General features: G+C 69.7%; 17 protein-coding genes. 8 read left to right on the top strand and 9 right to left on the bottom strand.

Going from position 1 to position 20,726, the window contains the following annotated elements; genetic code table 11:
- Positions 1-106: 106 nt before the first annotated feature.
- Positions 107-3,910 (top strand): AAA domain-containing protein, encoded by a 3,804-nt coding sequence (locus ACFTS5_RS31820; RefSeq protein WP_378638454.1) that lies wholly within the window; start codon positions 107-109, stop codon positions 3,908-3,910.
- A 27-nt stretch (positions 3,911-3,937) separates the two neighbouring features.
- Here ACFTS5_RS31820 and ACFTS5_RS31825 read toward each other — a convergent pair whose 3' ends face one another.
- The 4 genes from ACFTS5_RS31825 to ACFTS5_RS31840 are packed head-to-tail and all read right to left on the bottom strand — an operon-like array spanning position 3,938 to position 7,009.
- The gene (locus tag ACFTS5_RS31825) at positions 3,938-4,657 is read right to left on the bottom strand and encodes an ESX secretion-associated protein EspG (RefSeq protein WP_378638386.1); all 720 of its coding nucleotides are present in this window, start codon (positions 4,655-4,657) and stop codon (positions 3,938-3,940) included.
- The gene (locus ACFTS5_RS31830; RefSeq protein ID WP_378638389.1) at positions 4,639-5,994 is read right to left on the bottom strand and encodes a WXG100 family type VII secretion target; all 1,356 of its coding nucleotides are present in this window, start codon (positions 5,992-5,994) and stop codon (positions 4,639-4,641) included. Before ACFTS5_RS31830 ends, ACFTS5_RS31825 begins: the two co-directional genes overlap by 19 nt.
- Positions 5,987-6,385: a hypothetical protein gene (locus ACFTS5_RS31835; protein WP_378638391.1), complete on the bottom strand. Its 399-nt coding sequence runs from the start codon at positions 6,383-6,385 to the stop codon at positions 5,987-5,989. Before ACFTS5_RS31835 ends, ACFTS5_RS31830 begins: the two co-directional genes overlap by 8 nt.
- A gap of 18 nt (positions 6,386-6,403) precedes the next feature.
- Entirely contained in the window at positions 6,404-7,009 is a 606-nt protein-coding gene (locus tag ACFTS5_RS31840) for an alpha/beta hydrolase (RefSeq protein WP_378638394.1), read from the bottom strand.
- Between the two features lie 212 nt (positions 7,010-7,221).
- Here ACFTS5_RS31840 and ACFTS5_RS31845 point away from each other — a divergent pair, with 212 nt between their 5' ends.
- Positions 7,222-8,085 (top strand): SMP-30/gluconolactonase/LRE family protein, encoded by an 864-nt coding sequence (locus ACFTS5_RS31845; protein WP_378638396.1) that lies wholly within the window; start codon positions 7,222-7,224, stop codon positions 8,083-8,085.
- Between the two features lie 93 nt (positions 8,086-8,178).
- Here the strand turns inward: ACFTS5_RS31845 and ACFTS5_RS31850 are convergent, their stop codons facing one another.
- Positions 8,179-8,982 (bottom strand): hypothetical protein, encoded by an 804-nt coding sequence (locus ACFTS5_RS31850; RefSeq protein ID WP_378638399.1) that lies wholly within the window; start codon positions 8,980-8,982, stop codon positions 8,179-8,181.
- A gap of 198 nt (positions 8,983-9,180) precedes the next feature.
- Between ACFTS5_RS31850 and ACFTS5_RS31855 the strand changes: the two genes are divergently transcribed.
- Both ACFTS5_RS31855 and ACFTS5_RS31860 read left to right on the top strand, forming a co-directional pair.
- Entirely contained in the window at positions 9,181-10,353 is a 1,173-nt protein-coding gene (locus tag ACFTS5_RS31855; protein WP_378638401.1) for an acyl-CoA dehydrogenase family protein, read from the top strand.
- A 9-nt stretch (positions 10,354-10,362) separates the two neighbouring features.
- Complete coding sequence (locus ACFTS5_RS31860) at positions 10,363-11,490, top strand: acyl-CoA dehydrogenase family protein (RefSeq protein ID WP_378638404.1); 1,128 nt, start codon at positions 10,363-10,365, stop codon at positions 11,488-11,490.
- Positions 11,491-11,541: 51 nt separating this feature from the next.
- On the opposite strand, the gene ACFTS5_RS31865 is transcribed toward ACFTS5_RS31860, so the two are convergent.
- Positions 11,542-12,171 carry a hypothetical protein gene (locus tag ACFTS5_RS31865; protein ID WP_378638405.1) on the bottom strand — a complete coding sequence of 210 codons (630 nt, stop codon included), beginning with the start codon at positions 12,169-12,171 and terminating at the stop codon, positions 11,542-11,544.
- 175 nt (positions 12,172-12,346) lie between these two features.
- Here ACFTS5_RS31865 and ACFTS5_RS31870 point away from each other — a divergent pair, with 175 nt between their 5' ends.
- On the top strand, positions 12,347-12,706 hold the full coding sequence (locus tag ACFTS5_RS31870) for a hypothetical protein (protein WP_378638408.1): 360 nt from the start codon (positions 12,347-12,349) through the stop codon (positions 12,704-12,706).
- A gap of 53 nt (positions 12,707-12,759) precedes the next feature.
- Complete coding sequence (locus ACFTS5_RS31875; RefSeq protein WP_378638410.1) at positions 12,760-13,587, top strand: GNAT family N-acetyltransferase; 828 nt, start codon at positions 12,760-12,762, stop codon at positions 13,585-13,587.
- Here ACFTS5_RS31875 and ACFTS5_RS31880 read toward each other — a convergent pair.
- From ACFTS5_RS31880 to ACFTS5_RS31890, 3 genes are all read right to left on the bottom strand, one after another.
- The gene (locus tag ACFTS5_RS31880) at positions 13,584-15,551 is read right to left on the bottom strand and encodes a protein kinase (RefSeq protein WP_378638412.1); all 1,968 of its coding nucleotides are present in this window, start codon (positions 15,549-15,551) and stop codon (positions 13,584-13,586) included. The two genes, ACFTS5_RS31875 and ACFTS5_RS31880, sit on opposite strands and share 4 nt — an antisense overlap.
- Positions 15,527-17,353, bottom strand: a complete 1,827-nt coding sequence (locus ACFTS5_RS31885; RefSeq protein WP_378638415.1) for a serine/threonine protein kinase — start codon at positions 17,351-17,353, stop codon at positions 15,527-15,529. Before ACFTS5_RS31885 ends, ACFTS5_RS31880 begins: the two co-directional genes overlap by 25 nt.
- Before the next feature lie 137 nt (positions 17,354-17,490).
- The gene (locus tag ACFTS5_RS31890) at positions 17,491-18,657 is read right to left on the bottom strand and encodes a protein kinase (protein ID WP_378638417.1); all 1,167 of its coding nucleotides are present in this window, start codon (positions 18,655-18,657) and stop codon (positions 17,491-17,493) included.
- Positions 18,658-18,777: 120 nt separating this feature from the next.
- Between ACFTS5_RS31890 and ACFTS5_RS31895 the strand changes: the two genes are divergently transcribed.
- Positions 18,778-19,548 (top strand): deoxyribonuclease IV, encoded by a 771-nt coding sequence (locus ACFTS5_RS31895; protein WP_378638420.1) that lies wholly within the window; start codon positions 18,778-18,780, stop codon positions 19,546-19,548.
- Between the two features lie 102 nt (positions 19,549-19,650).
- On the top strand, positions 19,651-20,580 hold the full coding sequence (locus ACFTS5_RS31900; protein WP_378638422.1) for a TauD/TfdA dioxygenase family protein: 930 nt from the start codon (positions 19,651-19,653) through the stop codon (positions 20,578-20,580).
- Positions 20,581-20,726 lie beyond the last annotated feature (146 nt).

A 20,726-nucleotide genomic window follows, 5' to 3' on the forward strand; every position in this document is an offset into this window, starting at 1 on the left:
GTCAGGCGCGTTCGTCCTGTCCGTGGGTAGTGCCCTGGTCGCTCGCAGCGCTGGTTAAGGTGATGGGCGTCGGGTGTGCGTGAACACAGGAGGGCCGCGCTTGTTCGTGTCCGGTGATCGGGTGGTCGGTGCCGTCGGCGATCTCGCGCGCGCGGCGAACTGTGAGTTCGCGGTGTTGCGCGGAATCGACGCCGCTCTCGGCAATCTGCCCGGGGTTCCCGACACGACGGCCTCGCTGGTACGCACGGCCGAACCGTCCGCCGAACTGGTCGACCACTTCGGTGACCGGCTGGTCCGGATCCCGTCGCCCGAGGTGGTCGGTGGCGACGCGGCGGCCAGGATCGCGGCGCTGACCTCCGCCGCGGAGCACACCGCGCGAGCGCTGAGTTCCGGCGCCGAGGCGATCTCCGGCGCGGTGTTCTTCGACGGTCGATTCGCCTGTGGTGCCGACCTTCTGGTCCGTGGCCGCGCTGGTTACACCGTGCACAGCGCGCTCGGTGAGTATTCGGTCGGCGTTCCCGGTGCGCCGCATCGTAGCGACGGTCGCGGGAACGCGCCGTCGGCGTGGTCGCACGTCGAGGACGCTGCGGTGTCGGCCGGTCCGGCGGGAACGCCACCGTTGGCACACGATGATCTGACATCGGGGGACGAAGAGTTCAGTAGTTTCGTCGGATCCGGCGCGGTATCTCCTGCCGACAGCCGGGTGCTGCGCCGCGAATTGGCCGCGGGCCGGACGCCTTTCGAGCGCGTCGCCGCTTCGGTGCAGGCGGTCAAGGTCGATCCGGCTCGCGAATTACTGAGTGCGCGCCTCGAATTCGCGGCGTGCGCGCAGGCACTCGCCGACGCGGGGATCGCAGTCGATCCGTCGGCCTATCTGTGGACCGCCGAGGGCGTGCGGCGTGAGGTGAGCGCGGAACTGGCGCCGGTGTATTCGGCGCGGCGGGCTCGCGTGGAGCACATCATCGAGGACAAGCTGGCGGAATTGCTGCCGGTCCAGTGGGGTGACCCGCGCTATCTGGCGTGCGGGCGGTGTCCGAGCTGCCGTGCCGCGGCGGCGAATGCGCGAGACCTGTTGCTGGTCGCGGGGATCCGGCCCACCCAGCGGGCCAGGCTGCGGGAAGCCGGCGTGCTCACGATCGATCGTCTCGCCACCACCAGCACACCTGTCCCAGGACTGGCTCCGCGCACGCTGGCCGCCCTGCGTAAACAAGCCGATATCCAACTCGTCCGCGAACGCACCGGCCGCCCGGCCTTCACCCTGCGCGACGCCACCGCGCTCGGGGCCCTGCCCGCACCGCGCCCCGGTGACCTCGCCCTGGTCATCGACCTGGACCGGCACGGCGCCATGACCGGCCTCGAACTCGCCGACGCCACCACCATCGTCTTCCGGCCGGTCGTCGCCGGTGTGGAACAGCCGAACAGCGTCAGCTACCGGCCGCGTATGCCCGTCGGTCCGACGGACACCAATGCCGTGGTCTTCGGGCCCGGCGGTGTCGAACCCGCGAACGCGGCGGGCTACCCCAGCGCCGATCCGGCCGACGCGGACACCATCTCGTTCGGGCGCATAGTCATCGGCGACGATGCGGCCATCGGCGACGACGCGGCGGAGCCGCCTGCCACCGATCCGCGCCGGACCGGTGTCGACGCGGTGCCGCGCAGCCCTCTCGGCCTCGAACACGCGGGCCCGTCGACGCAGGACGGGGGAGTGCTCGAGGAGCTGCTGGAGATCATCGCCGAGCATCGCGCGGCCGATCCGGATGTGCGTGTGTACCACTACGGTTCGGATATTCGCACGGCGCTGCTCGATTGGGCGGGCAGGCTCGGCACCGGCGCCGATCTGCTGGACGAGCTGTTGGCCGAGGGCGCGCTGGTCGACCTGGCGCCGATCGTGCGCACCGCGCTGCTGATCGGCGAACAGTCCTACGACGCAACGGGACTCGCCGCGTTGCTGCCGGACACGCCCGGTCGGGCGGCGACGGTCCTCGGCATCCGCGACTGGCTGCTCGACCGCGCGGCCGAGGCAGGAATCGCGGTGCCGGGCACCCGGTTCGCCGTCGCGGAATCCGATGTGCCGCCCTCGCTGCACCCCGGCTCGCTGGAAGCGGCGCTGAGCGAGTTCGCCGCGGACGCGCAAGGGGATTCGGCGCGCGCCGCCGCCCTGACGGCCGCGGTCCTGGGCTATCACCGGCGTGAACGGCAGCCGCGCTGGTGGGCCCATATCGATCGGCTCGGCCATCCGGTCGGCGACTGGGCCGACGCACCGGGTGTGCTCGTCGTCGAATGGGGCACCGTCGACACCAAATGGCATCGCACGCCGCAACTCCCGACGATGCGCCGCTACCTGACGCTCACCGGCAGGTTGGGCACGGGCGCGACGCTCACCCCGGGCACGCAGATGGTCACCATCTACGACGGTGCCGCCGCGGCGGGCATGACCCAGACGCTCGGCCGCCGCGCCACCGCCACCGCCACCGTGCTCGGGTGCGCCGTCGACCCGAATTTCGACGACACCGTCCGGCTGGAAGAGCTGCTCCCGGCGGGCTGCCCGCCCTACGACGACCTGCCCGCCGCCATCGCTCCCGGCCCGCCCGACGGGGAGGCCGAGATCGAGGCCGCACTGGAGCACACGGCTCAGGATCTGCTGATGAGCCTGCCGTGGGTGCCGGAGAACGCGGTCTACGATGTGCTGCTGCGTCGCGCGCCCCGGCTGCGCGACGGGATGGCGCTGCCGCAGCCCCACGACGACCTCGGCGCCGTCCTCGCCCACGCGGTCGGCGCACTGGACGCGTCGTACCTGGCCGTGCACGGGCCGCCCGGCACCGGCAAGACCGGCATCACCGGGCGCGCGCTCGAGCGGCTCGTCACCCGCCACAAATGGCGGATCGGCGTGGTGGCGCAGTCGCACGCGGTGATCGAGCGGATCTTCGACGCGGTCGTGGAAGCCGGCCTGCTGCCCGAACTCGTGGCGAAGAAGGACGTCGCCTCGGTCGGTCCGGATTGGTCGGCGATCGATGCCACCCGGTACCCGCGCTTCCTGGACAACGCTGTCAACGGGTGCGTGATCGGTGGTACCACGGCGGATTTCGTCGACGAACGACTGATCGCGCCCGGCGCGCTCGACCTGCTGGTGATCGCCGACGCGGGCGAATGCTCGCTGGCCGACACCGTCGCGGTCGCGGTGAGCGCGCGCAACCTGCTGCTGATCGGCGATCCGGTCCCGGCCAGGGCACAGGCGAAACATCCGGAGCCCGTGCAGGTCTCGGCCCTGGAATGGCTGTGTGAGGGCGCGGGGACCCTGCCCGTCGAACGCGGCTACTTCCTCGACCGGACCTGGCGCATGCACCCCGCGATCTGCGAGCCCGTGTCGGCCTGCTGCTACGACGGCCGGCTGCGCGCGGACGAGGCCATCACGCTGACAAGGGATCTGGCGGGGATCGCGCCCGGGGTGAGCACGGTGCTCGTCGAGCACCGCGGCAGTGCCACCGAATCCGATGCCGAGGCACGCGAAGTGGTGCGCCAGGTCCGGATCCTGCTCGGCGAAACGTGGACCTCCGACGGCGGAACCCGCAAACTCCACCCGCATGACATCTTCGTGGTCGCGCCGTACGCCGCCCAGGTGGCGCGGATCCGGACGCTGCTGGCCCGTGCCAAGATCGAGGATGTGCTGGTGGGCACTCCCGACCGCTTCCGTGGTCGGGAAGCGGCGGTGGTCCTGTTGTCGATGACCACGTCGACCCCCGCCGACGCGCCCTTCGGGATGCGGCCGCTGTTGTCGCGCACGGTCATCCATGCCACGCTCTGCCGGGCGATGTGGAAGGCCATCGTCATCCGGTCACCCCTGCTCACCGAGTACCTTCCCGACACGCCGGAAGAGCTGGCTGATCTCGTGGGGTTTCTTCAGCTCGGGTAGTGCGCATCGGGGGTTTGCCCGGGGGAATCAGACGCTGCGGAGTAGGCGGCGTAGCCATTCGACGGCGGTGTCGGGGGTGGCGGGCGTGATGTCGATGTGGCGGCTGGCGTGGACCAGGTAGCGGCCGTCGCCGGTGAGGTCGATCCAGGAGAGGACGCCCGAGGGTGTGGGGTCGGTGCCTGCCGCGACGAGGATCTGGCCGATGCCGCTGCGGGGGCGCTGGAGGAGCCGGCGTATGCGCGCGGCGTCGGACGGGCCGGCGACGGGGGCCGTCACCAGGTCGCGGCTGTCCTCCTCGACCCGGGTCGCCGGTGCCGTGATGCGCGGGGTGAGGCCTGGGCGTTGGGCGGGCAGCCGGGAGAACACCTGGGCAGCAAGACGTTTCGTACTGCCGACCTGAACGTGCACCGAACCGCCACGGTCGGGAGCGCTACCGGGATCCTGCACCGCGAGAACCGCGACATCCGCGGTGACCGCGCCGAGCATCCGCACCGGCGCGGGCGCGTGGCCGCAGACCTCGACCCGGATCTCCGGTTTCGCCAGCACCCGCAGGGCAGCCGCGAGGTCGGCGTCGAGGGTGCGAGCGCACCAGGCGTCGAGCGCGGGTTGCTGGGCTGCCCGCTCGACGGTGTCGCGTGCGGACGCACGGACGGCGAGCGGATAGGGGATCCGGTCGCCGTCGGTGCGCGCCCAGCCCAGCGCGAACTGGTCCGGGGTGAAGTGCCAGTTCACTCCCGTTCGGTCCACTCACCGAGCACAGCGGGACTGGTCGGCTCCATCTTCCCGATCAGCGCGTTGACTTCGTCGGCGGGCTCGAGATAGGTCGGCTCCTCCTCGAGGAACCGCAGGAACTCGTCTTCCTCGTCCTCGACCTCCTCGGCCGCCTGAGCGGGACGCGGACCACCGGACGGCCGCGTCTGATCCGCGGCGGCGATCGCCCCACCCATCATTCCGCCGATCGCGCCCGCGCCCATCCCGGTGGCGGCTTCGCCACCGGACACCGAGGGATCGCGCTCCTGCCTGCCCTTGCTCGCCGCCTCGGTGGCGGTATCGCTTGCCGCCGCATCGCCGGCGGCCGCGGTGTTCGCCGAGTGGGTCTCGTCGTTCGATTCGCCGGTCGGCGGTGTCGCGCCGACGGGCGCGGACGTAGTCGAGGTTCCCGCGCGGCGGGTTCGGGCACCTACGGACATCGTGCCGGGGGAGGCCGTGGTCGACGCCGGGGTGGTGGTGCTCGCCCTGCTGGAGTCGGCAGGCGGCTGGTTCGGGGCTGTTGTCGCGGCAGGGGAGGTAGACGCCGGAGTCGTCCCGTTCGCGACCACACCCGGGGTCGCGGCGGTTCCGTTGGCCGGGAGCGCGCCGTTGCCGGTGGAGAGGGTGCCCGCTGTTCCGGCGACCGGCGCGGATGCGGCGGGCATCGTGGCGGCGGTGACGGCCGCCGGTGTCGTCGCCGACGCGACGACGGCGCTCACCTGCGGAATTCCGGCCGAGGGAGCGGCACCCGACGGCGCCACCCCGGCGGTGACAGTTCCTGTCTCCGTGGCGATTCCGGTGAAGGCTGGTACCCCGGATCCGGTCGGCAGGAAGGCTCCGGCGTAGATCGTCTCCATCGCCCGCACCGCGTCGAGGCGGGCGTTCTCGGCCTCGCGGGTGATGGTGGCGTTGTTCGCGGCCTGCTCGGAGTCCAGCAGCGCGGCAGCCGGATCGGGCTGTGCCCCATCGGGTTCCGCGACCGCGGCGCGCAGGGACTCGGCGGCGTCACCGGCCTGGCTGAGCCGGACACCGACCGCGGTCAAGACATCGGCGATGCGCCGACCGGCCTGCTCGAAGTCGCGTACCGCGTCGGAGGCCTGCTGGGCCGCCGCGCCGCGCCAGCCGTCGGCGATGGCGGCACGGATCTCACCGTGCGCGATCTCGACGCCGTCGCCGAGGCCGGTGGCGGTGGTGAGGAACGTCTCGCCCGCGCCTGCCAGTGCGGCTGGGTCGAGTTGCCTTACCGCACTGTGAATTTCGGCATGAGAGAGGTTGTCGAAGACTTCGACGACGGAAACGTAGTCCAGGTCGGTACGGCCGGAAATACTACGCATCGCCATCACCGGGAACCTCGATCGCGGCAACCGCGCCCGCCAATGCCTGATCGGCCTCGCGGAAGCTCGCCCCGGCGGCGCGGAACACGGCGGCCAGGTCGCGCGCGGTGCTCGCGTAGGCGCGCAGTTCGTCGAGTGCCTCGGTGGCCTTGGACTCGAAACCGGTGCGCAGGGCACCGCCCGAGGGGAGGCCGCCGAAACCGGGGATGACAGCGGTCGCGCTGAGCGCCCGCACCTGGGCCTCGACCTCATCGGCCAGCCGTTCGTAGCGCAGCGCGCAGCGTTCGGGCGCGCCGTCGGCCACGAGCACCCCGTCGATCCACAACCCGCCCTCGTCGACGGCTTGGCCGAGAGCCGCCGTATTCGGCAGCCCCGTTCGATTCGGTTGCACCGGTTCCCCCTTCGTCGTTCATCGCACCGCGGTGAGTACCCACTCCGCGATATCGGCCGCCACGCGGTGCTGCACCGGTTCGTGCAACAGGTCGTGTCCGGCGTCGGCGTACTCGCGCAAATCTACCGATCGGTGCCGTGCTGTCCATAGCCGGATTACATCGATGGGTGCGCGCCGGTCGTCCACGCCGTGCACCGCGAGCAGCGCGAGGCCGGGCTCCGGCGCGATGTCGGCGACGCGGCGCGGAGTACCACACAGGATGAGTCCGGCCAGGTCAGTGGAGTTGTCGCGGGCGAGATTCACGGCGGTCACCGCGCCGAGCGAGTGCCCCATCAACACCGGCGGGTCCGGATGATCGGCGCGGACGAGTGCGAGAAATCCCCGCGCGTCGGCGGTCAGCTCGTCGATGGTGCCCGGCGCGTCGGGATCGCCCTCGCTCAGTCCCTGTCCCGAGGTGTCGAGTGCCCACAGCTCGATTCCGGCGGGACGCAACGCCGCGGCGAAGCGGTGATAGTGCCCGCTGTGCTGACCGGTGCCCGGCAGCAGCGCCAGCCTCGCCGCCGGTCGGTCGACGGACCAGCACCGGCAGTGCAATCGGCCACGCTCGCTGTCGAAATAGGGCACCTGTCGATTATCGCTGTTCGGCCGATCGAATTGTTATGGGAGACAGCACTACTACGTGGTACCCCGTGATAGGAACCGCAGGTGACGTGGGCTGCACACGGTGGGCCCGCAGCCGTTAGACTTCGCGCGTCGAACCGGGTCAACAGAGTCGAGGGTTACAGATGTTGTCGTTCCGTCGTTGCGTCGTCCGTGTTGTGGTCGGTGCGGCTGTCGTGACCAGCGCCTCGCTCGGTTCCGGCGCCGTCGCGGGCGCCGCCCCGCTGTCCCTGTGCGGACAGGCGCGCCAGGACGTCGCGATCAGGTCGAGTGTGCCGCTGCTGGACTGGTCGGAGAACTTCGGCATCGACGCCCAGGGTGACCTGTGGGTTTCGCGGGTCATGCGCGGCGAGGTACAGCGCTACGACCGCGACGGGCGCCTGACCGCCACGGTGGCCGTGCCCTCGCCCGGTGCCGTCCGGCTCGGTCCCGACGGACTGCTGTACGTGGTCACCGGCAACTCGCCGTTGGCCGGCTCGGGCGGCATCGTCCGCTTCGACCCGGCGGCCGCGCGCCCGAACCCCGTCGCCTTCGCCACCGGCTTCCCGCAGCCCAACGGTGCCGCCTTCGACGCCGACGGCAATCTGTATGTGACCACCGGCAACGGACTACACCGCCTGCGCCGCGACGGCAGCGAGGACATGGACTGGTGGTCGGCTGTCAGCATCGAGGGACCCAACGGTGTTGTGGTGTCGGGTGACTCGGTCTACGTCACCGCGAACTTCGTCGGTGCGGGTGGGCCCGTCGGTCGCGTACTGCGGCTCTCCCGTACCCACCCGGGCGCGGCGACCACTGTCGCCGACCTGACCTCGTTCGGCACACTGCCCGATTTCGTCGACGACCTGGTCATCCGCGACGGTGCCCTGTATGTCACGACGCTGGCCGGGCACCTGGTCCGCGTCAACCCGAACACCGGCACCGCGTGCACCGTCGTCGCCACCCAGCCGCTCACCGCCGTCGTCGCCGACCCGTCCGACCCGTCGGCTCTGCTCGCGGGCTCCGAGGAGGGCACGGTCCTGCGCATCCGCCCGATCGGCTGACGCGACCGTCGAGGTGACCGGCGCGCGGATCCGGGCTGCCGTTGCCCGGTCGGCGAATTCATCCGCCGGCCAGGGGACCTACTGGAAGCCGGCTCAGCCGCCGACGTTGGTCGCCGCGGGCGGGGCCGGGGGAGCGGGCACCGGGGCGGGCTGAGGCGTTTCGACCGGAGCGGGCGCCGGGGCCTTCGATGTCGGTGCGCTCGAGGAGGATTCACCCGAGCCCGGGCTCACGGCCTGCGGTTCGGGGGTCGGCGGCGCCGCGGGAGCTTCGGGGACCACCACCGGCAGATCGGGCACGACGAACGTGCCGACGGTCGGGGTCATCACGCAGCGGGCGCCCGCGTAGTCGATGGTTCCCCACATGGAGGCGACCACGGTGCCCGCACCGCTGTGCACCGTCTTCGACAGTGACGGCAGATTGAACTCGGTCTGGTCGTCGAGGCCGACGATGCCGCTCTGACCGTTGTTGACGTTGACCCACGCGACACTGAGGCCGGAGGCCAGCGGAACGCCGGAGTGGCGCGGGCTCGCGCTGAAACGGATATCGCCCGGCGTCAGGCTCGTCGCGGTGCGCGGGCCCGGCCCTTCGAACGACGCCGCGGCGATGATCGTGGTGATCGGGCCGTTGCTGCCGCAGCCGAAGGTGGGGGCCGCGTAGGTGAAGGGGGTGAACTGCGTCGAGATGTCACGCAGGGCGTCGACGCCGACGATGCCGGTGAAGCTCGCGATCGCGCCGACACCGGCTTTCGCCGTGGTGTCGTCGCCGGCGAGGTGGGTGAGGTGGCCGATCGCGTCGTCGGTGGGCGACGCGATCGCGCTCGGGGCCAGCAGGGCCAGCGCGCCGATGCTCGCCGCGGTGACGACCGCTGCTCTACCTGCGATGGATCTGCCGTTCACCCGTGACTCCTCGATGGATGCTCGTCGCCGGATAGTCCGGTTCGTCTGGCAACGTACCAGGTCGGCGCGCGGGTCGCCGAGCCGCCGACCGTGCGGTGGGGGCAGCTGGGGACACCCATCGCGTGTGATGTAGTCGACACCGAGGATTACCGAAGGGTAGGTTTCTCTTCGACGGCTACGAGTGACTGGGAGACCCGTATGAAGTTAGCCCTGTCCCCGGAAGAGGTCGCTTTCCGCGACGAGCTCCGGCATTTCTACGCGACCGAGATCCCCGCCGACATCCGCGATCGGGTCAAGCACGGCCAGGATCTGTCCCGCGAGGACATCGTCACCGCGAACAAGATCCTCAACGACAACGGCCTGTGCGTGCCGAACTGGCCGGTGGCCTGGGGCGGCAAGGACTGGACGCCGATGCAGCGCCACATCTGGCTCGACGAGATGCAGCTGGCCTCGGTACCGGAGCCGCTCACGTTCAACGCCTCGATGGTCGGCCCGGTGATCGCCCAGTTCGGGTCCGAGGAACTCAAGCAGCGCTTCCTGCCGCCCACCGCCGCGCTCGACATCTGGTGGTGCCAGGGCTTTTCCGAACCCGACGCGGGCTCGGACCTCGCGTCGCTGCGCACCACCGCGGTGCGCGACGGCGACTCCTACATCGTGAACGGCCAGAAGATCTGGACCACGCTCGGCCAGTACGCCGACTGGATCTTCTGCCTCGTGCGCACCGACCCGAACGCGCCGAAGAAGCAGGCGGGCATCTCCTTCCTGCTCTTCGATGTGAAGTCGCCCGGTGTCACCATGCGCCCGATCAAACTGATCGACGGCAGCTATGAGGTCAACGAGGTGTTCTTCGAGAACGTCCGGGTGCCCGCCGATCAGCTCGTCGGCGAGGAGAACCAGGGTTGGACCTATGCCAAGTATCTGCTCGGCAACGAACGCACCTCCATCACCGGCGTCGGCAAGACCAAGGTCAAGCTCGGCCTCGCGAAGGACTACGCCCGCGCGACCAGGACCGGGCGTGGCACGCTGCTCGACGACCCGGTGTTCGCGGCGCGGCTGGCCGAGCTGGAGAACGAACTGCTCGCCCTGGAACTGACCCAGCTGCGAGTGGTCTCCAATTCTGTCGAGGGCAAGCCGAATCCGGCGTCGTCGGTGCTGAAACTCAAGGGCACGGATTTGCAGCAGGCCGCCACCGAACTGCTGCTGGAGGTCGCGGGCGCCGACGCGCTGCCGGTCGACGCCGACGACATCGCCTCGCCCGCGTGGGCCCAGCACACCGGCCCCGGCTATCTGAACTACCGCAAGGTGACCATCTACGGAGGCTCGAGCGAGGTCCAGCGCTCGATCATTTCCTCCACGATCCTCGGATTGTGAGGCGCTGACATGGAACTCGCACTGACCGAAGAACAGACGATGCTGCGTGACACCGTGCGCGAACTGCTGCACCGGTTCTACGACGGCGAGGCCCTTACCAAGAGCGGCGACACCGACCCCGGCTGGAATCGCACGGTCTGGAAGCAGCTCGCCGACCTCGGGGTGCTCGGGCTGACCATTCCCGAGGAGGACGGTGGCGTCGGCGCGGGCCCGGTCGAGGCGATGCTGGTGCAGGAGGAGCTCGGTCGCGCGCTGGCCCCGGAGCCGGTGCTCGATTCGGTGGTGATCCCGGCCGAACTGCTGCGGCTGGTAGGCAGTGCCGAGCAGCGTCAGCGGCTCCTGCCCGCGCTGGCCGAGGGAACCACCCTGCTCGCCTTCGCGCATACCGAACCCGGCCTGCGGTGGCCGTCGACGGAGCTCACCACCACCGCGGTGGCGCAGGGCGGCAAATACGCGCTGACCGGTGTGAAGAATCCGGTGCTGCGCGGTGATGTGGCCGACGAGGTGATCGTCAGCGCGCTGCTGCCCGGCGGCGGGACCGGGCTGTTCCTGGTCGACCCGAATCAGGATGGCGTGCAACGACGGTCGTACCGCACTTTCGACGGTCGTCGCGCCGCCCAGTTCGACTTCGACAACGCGGCGGGCGAACTGCTCGGTGACGCCGTCGACGCCGCCGAACAGATCGCCCTGACCCAGGGCTACGCGCAGGCGGCGCTGTGCGCGGAGTCGGTCGGGGCGATGGAGGTGGCGCTCACGCTCACCACCGAATACCTCAAGACCCGCAAGCAGTTCGGGGTCACGCTGTCGAAGTTCCAGGTGCTCACCCAGCGCGCGGCGGACTGCTACGTCTCGCTGGAACTGGCCCGCAGCATGAGCCTGTACGCGACGGCGGCGCTGGCCGACGGCGGCAACGATCCGGTGGTCGGGTCACGGGCGCGGTTGCAGGTGGGCAAGTCGGCCGAGCACATCGGCCAGGAGGCGATCCAGATGCACGGTGGCATCGGCGTCACCGCGGAGTACCCGGTGAGCCACTATGTCGCCCGGTTGACCGCGATCGGGCAGACACTCGGTGGGGCGCTGGAACATCGGCGGGAGCTGGCCGATCGGATCGGCGAGTACGACCTGGTCGAGCTGTAGCTTCTTCGACGGTGGTGCGTGCCCGGAGTTCGGGTGCGCACCATCGTCGTGTCAGCCCTCGGCGGTAGTGGGGGCCGGGGTTTCGGTGGTCGTGGCTGCCTCGGTGGTCGTCACCGTGGTCGGTGTGGCGCCGGTGTCGGCCGGGACGACAGTGGTCGGAGTCGCGCGGTCGAAGGCGTGGGTCGGCGGATAGTCCTCGGACGCTTCGTCATCGCCCACGCGGGGCGGGGTGACGGTGCGGGTCGGGTTCTGCCGGGTGGGGATCTGCGGCCGGGTGGTCGTCGGCTCGTCTTCGGTGGTCTCCGGCGGGCGCGTCGTCGTCTCGGCGGGCCGGGATTCGGTCGTCGCCTCGGCCGGGCGGGATTCGGGCGCCGGTTCCCCCTCGGGCGGTGGCGTCTCCGACGGCGAGGTCTCGGTGGAACTGAGGCTGAACGGTTTCCGCGGCGACATGTACGGTGCGATCCGCCAACTGGGCGACGGCGGGATCGGGATGTGCACCGTGGTCGAGGTGGGCTCGTCCGCCGACCGCGCGGGGGCGGCGGCCAGATCCGCGCTCAACGGCGGTGCCGGCACGTAGACATCCTGCTGCCCGACACCGCACGCACCGATGATGATCAGTCCGAGCGATACCGCGCCAACAGCGACTGCCGGACCCACGAACTTGGCCCTGCTGTTATCCATCGCCTGTTACTCCTCGTCGGCTTCGAGATCGCCTCACAGTAGTGCAGGTCGGGCAAAAGAGCGCATTTTAAACGCTAGTGGTCCAGATATCGGATTGATCAATTCAGCGTGTCGTGGGGACGTGTCGCGCGCGTTCGACGTCGCCGAGTCGTAGCGTGTGTGAGCAAAGTTACGCATGAGACGTCCGGCAACGTTACCCCTGACGCGCGAGGTCGCGCGGCGCAAGTATCTGATCGGCGTCATCGAGGAGAATCTCATGGGAGCACTCTCGACACCCCGGCTGGAAACCGCGGCGGCGAACACTGATTCGGCCACCGTCGGGCATCTTTCGTCGACACCGCCCGGCAACCGCACCCTCGCGGTGGTCGCGCGGATCATGGGCTGGTTGTTCTTCGTCGGCGGTCTCGTCGGCGCCGGCCTCGGGATCGCGGGCCTGCACGTGGAGATCACCGTCGCCGGGCTGATCCTGGCCTGTACGGCAGGTCTCATCCTATTGAAGCTGCGTACCGATCGGGACGTACACGAAACAACCTGAGACACCTCATAATTCGAATGCGGTCGCGGGTGTGACGGCTTACCGTCGACACGGTGCGCATCGACATCACCGCTGACGCGGCCCGGTTCCTGGACGACGTACAACCGTTCCTGCACGGCGATCCGCTGCGCCACACGGTCATCGCGACTGCTCTGGTGAACCGGATCAACGGCAGGTCCGGCGGGATGGTCACGCAATTCGTGAGCGTCCGCGACGACGCGGGGACGGTCGTCGGCCTCGCGCAGTGCACAAACGGCGCGGCCTACCTCGGTGCGCTGCCCGCACAGAGTATTTCGGCCGTCGCCGATGCCTTTCGGGCACACGACATCGCCCTGCGCAGTGTCGAGGGAGACGATGCCGACGCCGTCGCGTTCGCGGCGCACTGGTCGAAGGCCGTCGGCGGTACCTACCGCGAGAAGTTCTCGGTCCGACTGTTCCGCCTCGGCACCCTCCAGATGCCGGATGCCCCTGGCGCACCACGGCAGGCCGGCCTCGACGACGTGGCCGTCTGCATCGCGATGACCGAGGAATTCGGCGTGGAAGCCGATGTGCCACATCGACTCGACGAGACGGCGGTGCGCAGGCGCATCGAGGCCGGATCCTCGTGGTTGTGGGAGCACGACGGTCAGCCCGTCACCCTGGTCGCCCGGCACGAGGCGGTCCTCGGCTGGGCCAGGATCGGCCCGGTCTACACCCCACCGCGGTTCCGGGGCAACGGGTTCGCGAGCGCGCTCACCGCCACGGTCGCGGGCCGGATTCGCGCGGAGGGCGCCGATGCCTGCCTGTTCACCGACCTGGCCAATCCCACCTCGAACAAGATCTACCAGCGGATCGGCTTCGAGCCGGTGCGCGACTTCGTGCACTACGCGTTGGCCGACTAGACCAACGGGGCGGTGTGCCACCAATCCAGCACCTGGGCCTCGTCGGCGATGAAACCGCGGCTGTACATGAGCATGGCGCCCCGGGCCTGATCGCCGTCGAAGCGGGTGACCATGCGCGGCGACTTCGGCTGGCTGCCGTCCAAGACGAAGTTCGTGTAGGTGCGGCCGGTATGCGACATGGGGCGGGCGTCGTTGGCGGGCAGGCCCGCGATCGCCTGCGCGGCAAGATCCGCGGAGGGGTAGAGGAAGAACTCGTAGGTGGCCTTGTTGCCGCCGCCGAAGCAATGCCACATCACCGACCAGTCGCCCATATCGGCGTCGTCGGAATCGCGGCTGGCGGTCGCGCGGTCGTAGGCGAAGCAGCCCGCGTTCCCCAGACCGGAACCGGCATGGACCAGGTTGCTCGCCGAGGTGGCGGGCAGCATGCGGGGGAACTCGTCGCTGAGCTTCGCCGCGTTGGCGCCGATGACCCGTCGGTCGCTCGTCGGCGGGGTGGTCGACGTCAGCCGCTGGGGAGCGGAGGTCGTCGCGTCGACGGACGGTGTAGCGACCGCGGAGGTTTCGGAACCCTGCCCGCCCGACGCACCGGCGTTGCCGTCATCGCCGAAGGTGGTCACCAGAATCCAGCCGAGGAAGATCACGACGGCGATCATCGCCAGCCAGCCGATCGGCGATCCCTCCCAGCGGGATTTCCGCTTCTTGCCGAGATACTCCTCGGCGACCGAAGGGCGCGCGCCCCTACCCGTCGCCCTGGAATTCCCGGCGTCGCGGCGACGTTGCGCGCCCGCGTTCGGCGCACTCGCGTGGTTCGCGGATTCGTTGGGCCACGACGGGCTCGGCTGCGCGGACCAGGAGGAACCGCCGCCCACCGCCGGCCACTGCTGACCGAGGCCGGGGGCGGCGTTGCCCGCCCACTGTGAACCGGCGGGTCGGCCGCTCACGGCCCACGGCTGATCGGGACCGGTCGAGCCCGGCCACGGCGCCTGTCCGCCAGGCGAATTCGGGTCGGCACGGCCGGCGATCGGATAACCGGCGCCGGGGGTATACGGCGAGTTCGGCGGGTAGGTTCTGGTGGCCGCCGAGCCGTGGAGTTGCTGCGGGGGAGCGTGACCGGCGAGGGCTCGCAGCGCGGCGGCGGCGAACTCGGCGCAGGTGGCGAAGCGCTCTTCGGGGCGCTTGGCCATGCCCCGGGCGATGACCGCGTCGAGTGCGGGGGTGATGCCCGATCGGAGCGTGCTCGCGCGGGGCGGGGGTTGCTGAAGGTGGCCCTGGATCACCGCGACGGGATTGGTGGCGTCGAAGGGGGTGGTTCCGGTGAGGAGCCGGAAAAGCGTGCAGGCCAGGGAATACTGGTCGGCACGGCCGTCGAGGGTGATGCCGGACAGCTGTTCTGGAGACGCGAAAGCCAGGGTGGCGGTGAAGGTTCCGGTCTGGGTCAGCTTGGCGGCGTTGTCGTCGTGCAGGCGGGCGATGCCGAAGTCGGTGAGGTAGACACGTTCGGTGCCGTCGACCGGTTCGATCAGGATATTGGCGGGTTTCACGTCGCGGTGCAGCACGCCGCGGCTGTGCGCGAAGTCCAGTGCCGCGGCGGTTTCGGCGACGATTCGGACCGCGCGCGCCGGGTCGACGGGTGAGGGCAGCGACGACGCGTCGGCGCCGTCGATGTAGCGCATGGAGATCCACAGCTGGTCGTTCTCGACGCCCCGGTCGTACACGGTGACGATATTCGGGTGCTCGAGTTGCGCCACGAGATCGGCCTCGCGTTCGAACCTGGCCTTGATCTCGTTGTCGAAGAACAACTCCCGGTTCAGCAGCTTCATCGCGGTGCGCCGCGGCAGCCGCGGATGGCGTGCCAGATACACCGAGCCCATGCCGCCGCGGCCCAGCAGTCGTTCGATGGTGTATCCGGCGAAAACGCCGCCCTCGTCATACATCGCGGTCAGTTCAGCGGGGCCGAGCGCCACCAGCGCAGCACCTCGTCGGCCGTGCCGTAGCCGTCGGTGTACATCAGGAACTGGGCGCGGCCGGGATCGCCGGTGAACTGCGTGATGATCTTGTTCCCATTGTCGGTGAACTTGTAGTTGGTGTACTGCTTGCCGCCGTTGCTGTCGGTGGACTTGGTGTTGGCCGGCAGGCCGTCGAGCACCGACTTGGCGTCGGCGGCCGAGTTGAAGGCATAGATCCGGTAGAACGGATCGTCGCTGTCGCCGCCGCCGAAGCAGCTCCACAGGTGCACCCAGGCACCGAAATCGGGCTCGCCTTCGGCGGGCGAGGGCGGATCGCTGTTGTCGGTCTCCCAGCAGGTGGCGCCGTTGTATCCGGTGGAGTCGTCGACCGTGGCGGGCACGATCCGGCCGAACTCCGCGCTGATGGCGTCGGCGCTCGGAGTGATGTAGGTGCTCGCCGACGTGGTGGTCGTGCGGTCGCCGCCGCCCGCGTCGTCGCCGCTGGCCGCGATACCGATGCCGATCAGCAGCACGATCACCAGGATCACCGCGACGACGATGCCGATGATCAGCCCGGTGTTGGACTTCGACGGCGGACGCTGCCCCTGCGGATACTGGGCGAAACCACTGGCCTGTGGCCGCGGCGCCGACTGGTACTGCGGCCGCGACTGCTGGGTGTAGGGCTGCGAAGCGCCGGTGGGCGACTGATTCATCGGACGCTGGGCGCCCATCGGGCCACCCGTCATCGGGCCCTGCGCGGTGCCCATCGGGCCGCCGGTCATGGGGCCCTGGGCGGTGCTCATCGGGCCGCCGGTCATGGGGGCCTGCGCGGTGCCCATCGGGCCGCCGGTCATCGGGCCTTGCGTGGCAACGGGATACGGCAGACCGGTCTGCGGAATCGCGCCGCCCGTCGTGGGCCGCCCGGCGATCGGCAGCGAACCGCCGGTGCCCGGTCGTGGTCCGACGATCGGCAACGCGGGTGCGCTCGGGCTGTTCAACGCCTCGATCGCGGCCTCGGCGAAGTCCGAACAGGAGTCGAACCGGTCATCGGGCCGCTTGGCCATCGCCTTGGCGAGCACGCCGTCGAGTGCGTAGGAGAGGCCGGGCCGGACGCTGCTCAGCGTGGGCGGCGGCTGCTGGAGATGGCCCTGGATCACCGCGGCCGGGTTGGTCGCCGCGAACGGTCCCGAACCGGTGAACAGCCAGAACAGTGCGCAGGCAAGGGAGTACTGGTCGGACCGGTGGTCCAGCGCGGCGCCGGTGAGCTGTTCGGGGGAGGCGTAGGCCAGCGTCGCGGTGAAGGTGCCCGTCTGGGTGAGGTGGCCGGTGTCGTCGCGCAATCGGGCGATGCCGAAGTCGGTGAGGTAGACGCGTTCGCCACGGCCCGCGCCCGAGCGGGCGAGCAGGATATTGGCTGGCTTCACGTCGCGGTGCAGCACGCCCATACCGTGCGCGTAGTCCAGCGCGTCGGCGGTTTCCTTCACGATCTGCAGCGCGCGGGCGGGCGGCAGCGTCTGCGGATCCACCGATGCCGCGTCGACGCCGTCGATGAACTGCATGGAGATCCACAGCTGTTCGTCGTCGTGCCCGCGGTCGTAGACGGTGACGATGTTCGGATGATCGAGGCGCGAAACGAGATCGGCCTCCCGCTCGAACCGTGCCCGCACCTCGGCGTCGAAGAACATCTCGCGATTGAGCAACTTCAGCGCCGTCATCCGCGGTAGGCGGGGGTGCTTGGCCAGATAGACCGAACCCATGCCACCGCGGCCGAGCTGCCGTTCGATGACGTAGCCGGCGAAAACATCTCCGTTGGCCAGCATGTCTGCTCCACTTCCCGCCGCGCGCCGGGACCCACCAGCGCACGCGCGTACAGCATAAAAGCCGCGGCCGACGTTGCCCGCCACGGGAAAATCAACGAAACCTTATCAGTCGGCGACGACGCCGACGGTTGCCACGATCACGGCGGACGCCGCTGCTGAGGCGGCACGATATAGCCGGGATGGTTACGGCCACCAGGGAAATCGATGGTGCCCGGGCGTGCGCTTCCGCGTCGCGGCGGGATGGCCGGACCGCCCGTCGACGGCCGCGGCGCGTGGGGATGCGGCTGCGCGGGAGTGGTCGGCTGCACGTGCGGGTGCGGCTGCGCGGGGGTGGTCGGCGGGGGCGCGTGGCGATAGGGCTGCGCCGGGGTGTGCGGCCGAGGATATCCCGGCGCCTGCGGGTAGGACTCGCGGGCGCGCAGAACCACACCCGCCGCGGTGTACTGCTGCTGCTGATGCCACGGCCCCGGCACCGCGAACAGCGCCGCTTTGGCCGCCTGCGCGAACTCGGCGCAGCTGGCGAAACGGGACTCGACGCGCTTGGCGGTGGCTCTGGCCAGCACCGCGTCCAGGGTCGCGGGCAGGTCGGGGCGCAGACTGCGCAGCGGGGGAAGGGGCTTGCTCAGGTGCGCCTGGATCACCGCGCCCGGGCTGGGTCCGGGGAACGGCACCGAGCCCGTGAGCATCCAGAACAGCGTGCAGGCCAGCGAGTACTGATCGGCGCGATGATCCAGGGGCGCGCCCGCCAGATGCTCGGGCGCGGCATAGGCCAAGGTGGCGGTGATCGTGCCCGCCGAGGACAGCGTGGTTTCGCTGTCGCGCACCGCGGCGATGCCGAAGTCGGTGAGCACCACGCGTTCCGGGCGCCCGATCGGTGGCTTGGCGAGCAGGATGTTCGCCGGTTTCACGTCGCGGTGCAGCACGCCGCCCGCGTGCGCGAAGTCCAGCGCGGTGGCGGTCTCGGCGACGATCTGCACGGCCCGGCCGGGTGTCAGCACGTTCACGTCGGCGGTCGCGACATCGGTGCCCGCCACGAACTGCATGGAGATCCACAGCTGGTCGTCGTCGGTGCCACGGTCGTAGACGTTGACGATATTGGGGTGCTCGAGCTGGGCGACCAGATCGGCTTCGCGCTCGAAGCGGCGGCGGATCTCCTCGTCGGCGGACAGCTCACGGCTGAGCAGTTTCAGCGCGGTGAGCCGGGGCAGCCGGGGGTGCCTGGCCAGGTAGACCACGCCCATTCCACCCTGGCCCAGCACGCGCCGGATCGTGTATCCGGCGAACACGTCGCCTTTGCGCAACACGCGAAGTCACCCCCTCCAGGGCAGAGCACCCGTTTGAAATTCTACCGATGTATCTCCCGAACCCACCGCCGCGCAACATCGCGAGCGAAGTTGTCGGTGCCTGATATTAGGGTGGCAGCTATGCGCATTGGAGCACATGTTCGCGACGAGAGCGATCCGATCGGCTTCGGCGAGAAGCTCGGTGCCGAGGTCGTGCAGATGTTCGTGGTCGATCCGCAGAGCTGGGACAAACCCCAGCCGCATCCCAGGGCCGCCGAGATTCTGGCCAGTCCGATCGATGTGGTCGTGCACTCGTCCTATCAGATCAATGTGGCGAGTCTGAACAATCGGTTGCGGATGCCCTCGCGCAACGCGGTGGCCCAGCAGGCGAAGGCCGCGGCCGACCTCGGTGCGTTCGGCCTGGTGGTGCACGGGGGACACGTGCGCTCCGACGCCGAGCTCGATACCGGAATCGACAACTGGCGCAAGCTGTTCGAGCGTCAGCAGGACAAGGGCGGGTTCGCCGTGCCGATCCTGATCGAGAACACCGCGGGCGGCAATCACGCGATGGCCCGGCATTTCGATTCGATCGCGCGATTGTGGGACGCGGTCGGCGACTACGGCGCGGGCTTCTGCCTCGACACGTGTCACGCGTGGGCGGGTGGTGAGGAACTGGTCGGGGTGGTCGAGCGGATCAAGGCCATCACCGGGCGCATCGATCTCGTGCACCTGAACTCCTCGCGCGACGAATTCGATTCCGGCGCCGACCGGCACGCCAATTTCGCCGACGGCACCATCGACCCGCAACTGCTGGCCGAGGTCTGCCGCACGGCCGGTGCGCCCGTCATCCTGGAAACCCCGGTCGACGGGGTCGCCGAGGACCTGGCCTACCTGCGGGAGCACATCGGCTGACGGCGTTGGGATCACTCCGACGCAAACCCTGTCTGTCGAACGGGATTCACGGTGTGCTTGATGCATACCAACCGATCGAGAACGACAGTGAAGGTGATCCCCATGACGGTCGACCACGCCCTCCCAGCCACCCTGACGGTGACCAAGCTCGGCGCCCACATCGGCGCGCAGATCGATGGTGTCCGGCTCGGCGGTGATCTGGACGCGGCGACCGTGGCGAAGATCCGGCGCGCGCTCAACGAGCACAAGGTGATCTTCTTCCGTGGTCAGAACCACCTCACCGAGGACGGCCAGTACGAGTTCGCGGAGTTGCTCGGGAGCCCGACCACCCCGCATCCCACGGTGAAGTCGGCCGGGGTGAAGAGCCTGGCCATCGACTCCGAGCGCAGCCGCGCCAACTCCTGGCACACCGATGTGACGTTCGTCGACCGCGTGCCGAAGGCGTCGATCCTGCGCGCCGAGCACCTGCCCACCTACGGCGGCTCGACCACCTGGGCGTCCACGGTCGCGGCCTACAACTCGCTGCCCGCCCCGCTCAAGGCGCTGGCCGAGAACCTGCGCGCGGTGCACACCAATCTCTACGACTACGCCGGAGCGGTCGACAAGGTGCGTCCGTCCCAGGTCGAGTACTCGGCGGAATTCCAGTCCGATGTGTACGAGACCGAACACCCCGTGGTGCGGGTGCATCCCGAGACCGGCGAGCGTGCGCTGCTGCTCGGCCATTTCGTGAAGCAGTTCGTGGGAATTCCGTCGCGCGAGTCCGACCAGCTGTTCCGTTTGCTCCAGGATCGGGTCATCCGCCTGGAGAACACCACCCGCTGGAACTGGTCCGACGGCGACGTCGCGATCTGGGACAACCGTGCCACTCAGCACTACGCCATCGACGACTACAACGACCAGCCGCGTCGCCTCACCCGCATCACCCTCGCCGGTGACATCCCGGTCGGCGTCGACGGACAGACCAGCACCGTCCTGAAGGGCAACGCCGAGGACTACTCGATCATCGAGGAAGTGGAGCTCCTCGCCAGCTGAAATATGGTGCTGACCTGGGGTTTAGTAGTCCAGTTCGGTATACGCTGTGTTTTTGGCGCGCTGGCGCGCGCGGGTCCGCGGCCACCACGGGCCGCCGGTCAGGCGCCGTTGCTTGCTCCTTCGTCGCGTACGCAACGGCGCCTGAC

The organism is Nocardia sp. NPDC056952, from assembly GCF_042674185.1.
In the GTDB taxonomy this organism is placed as follows: Bacteria; Actinomycetota; Actinomycetes; order Mycobacteriales; family Mycobacteriaceae; genus Nocardia.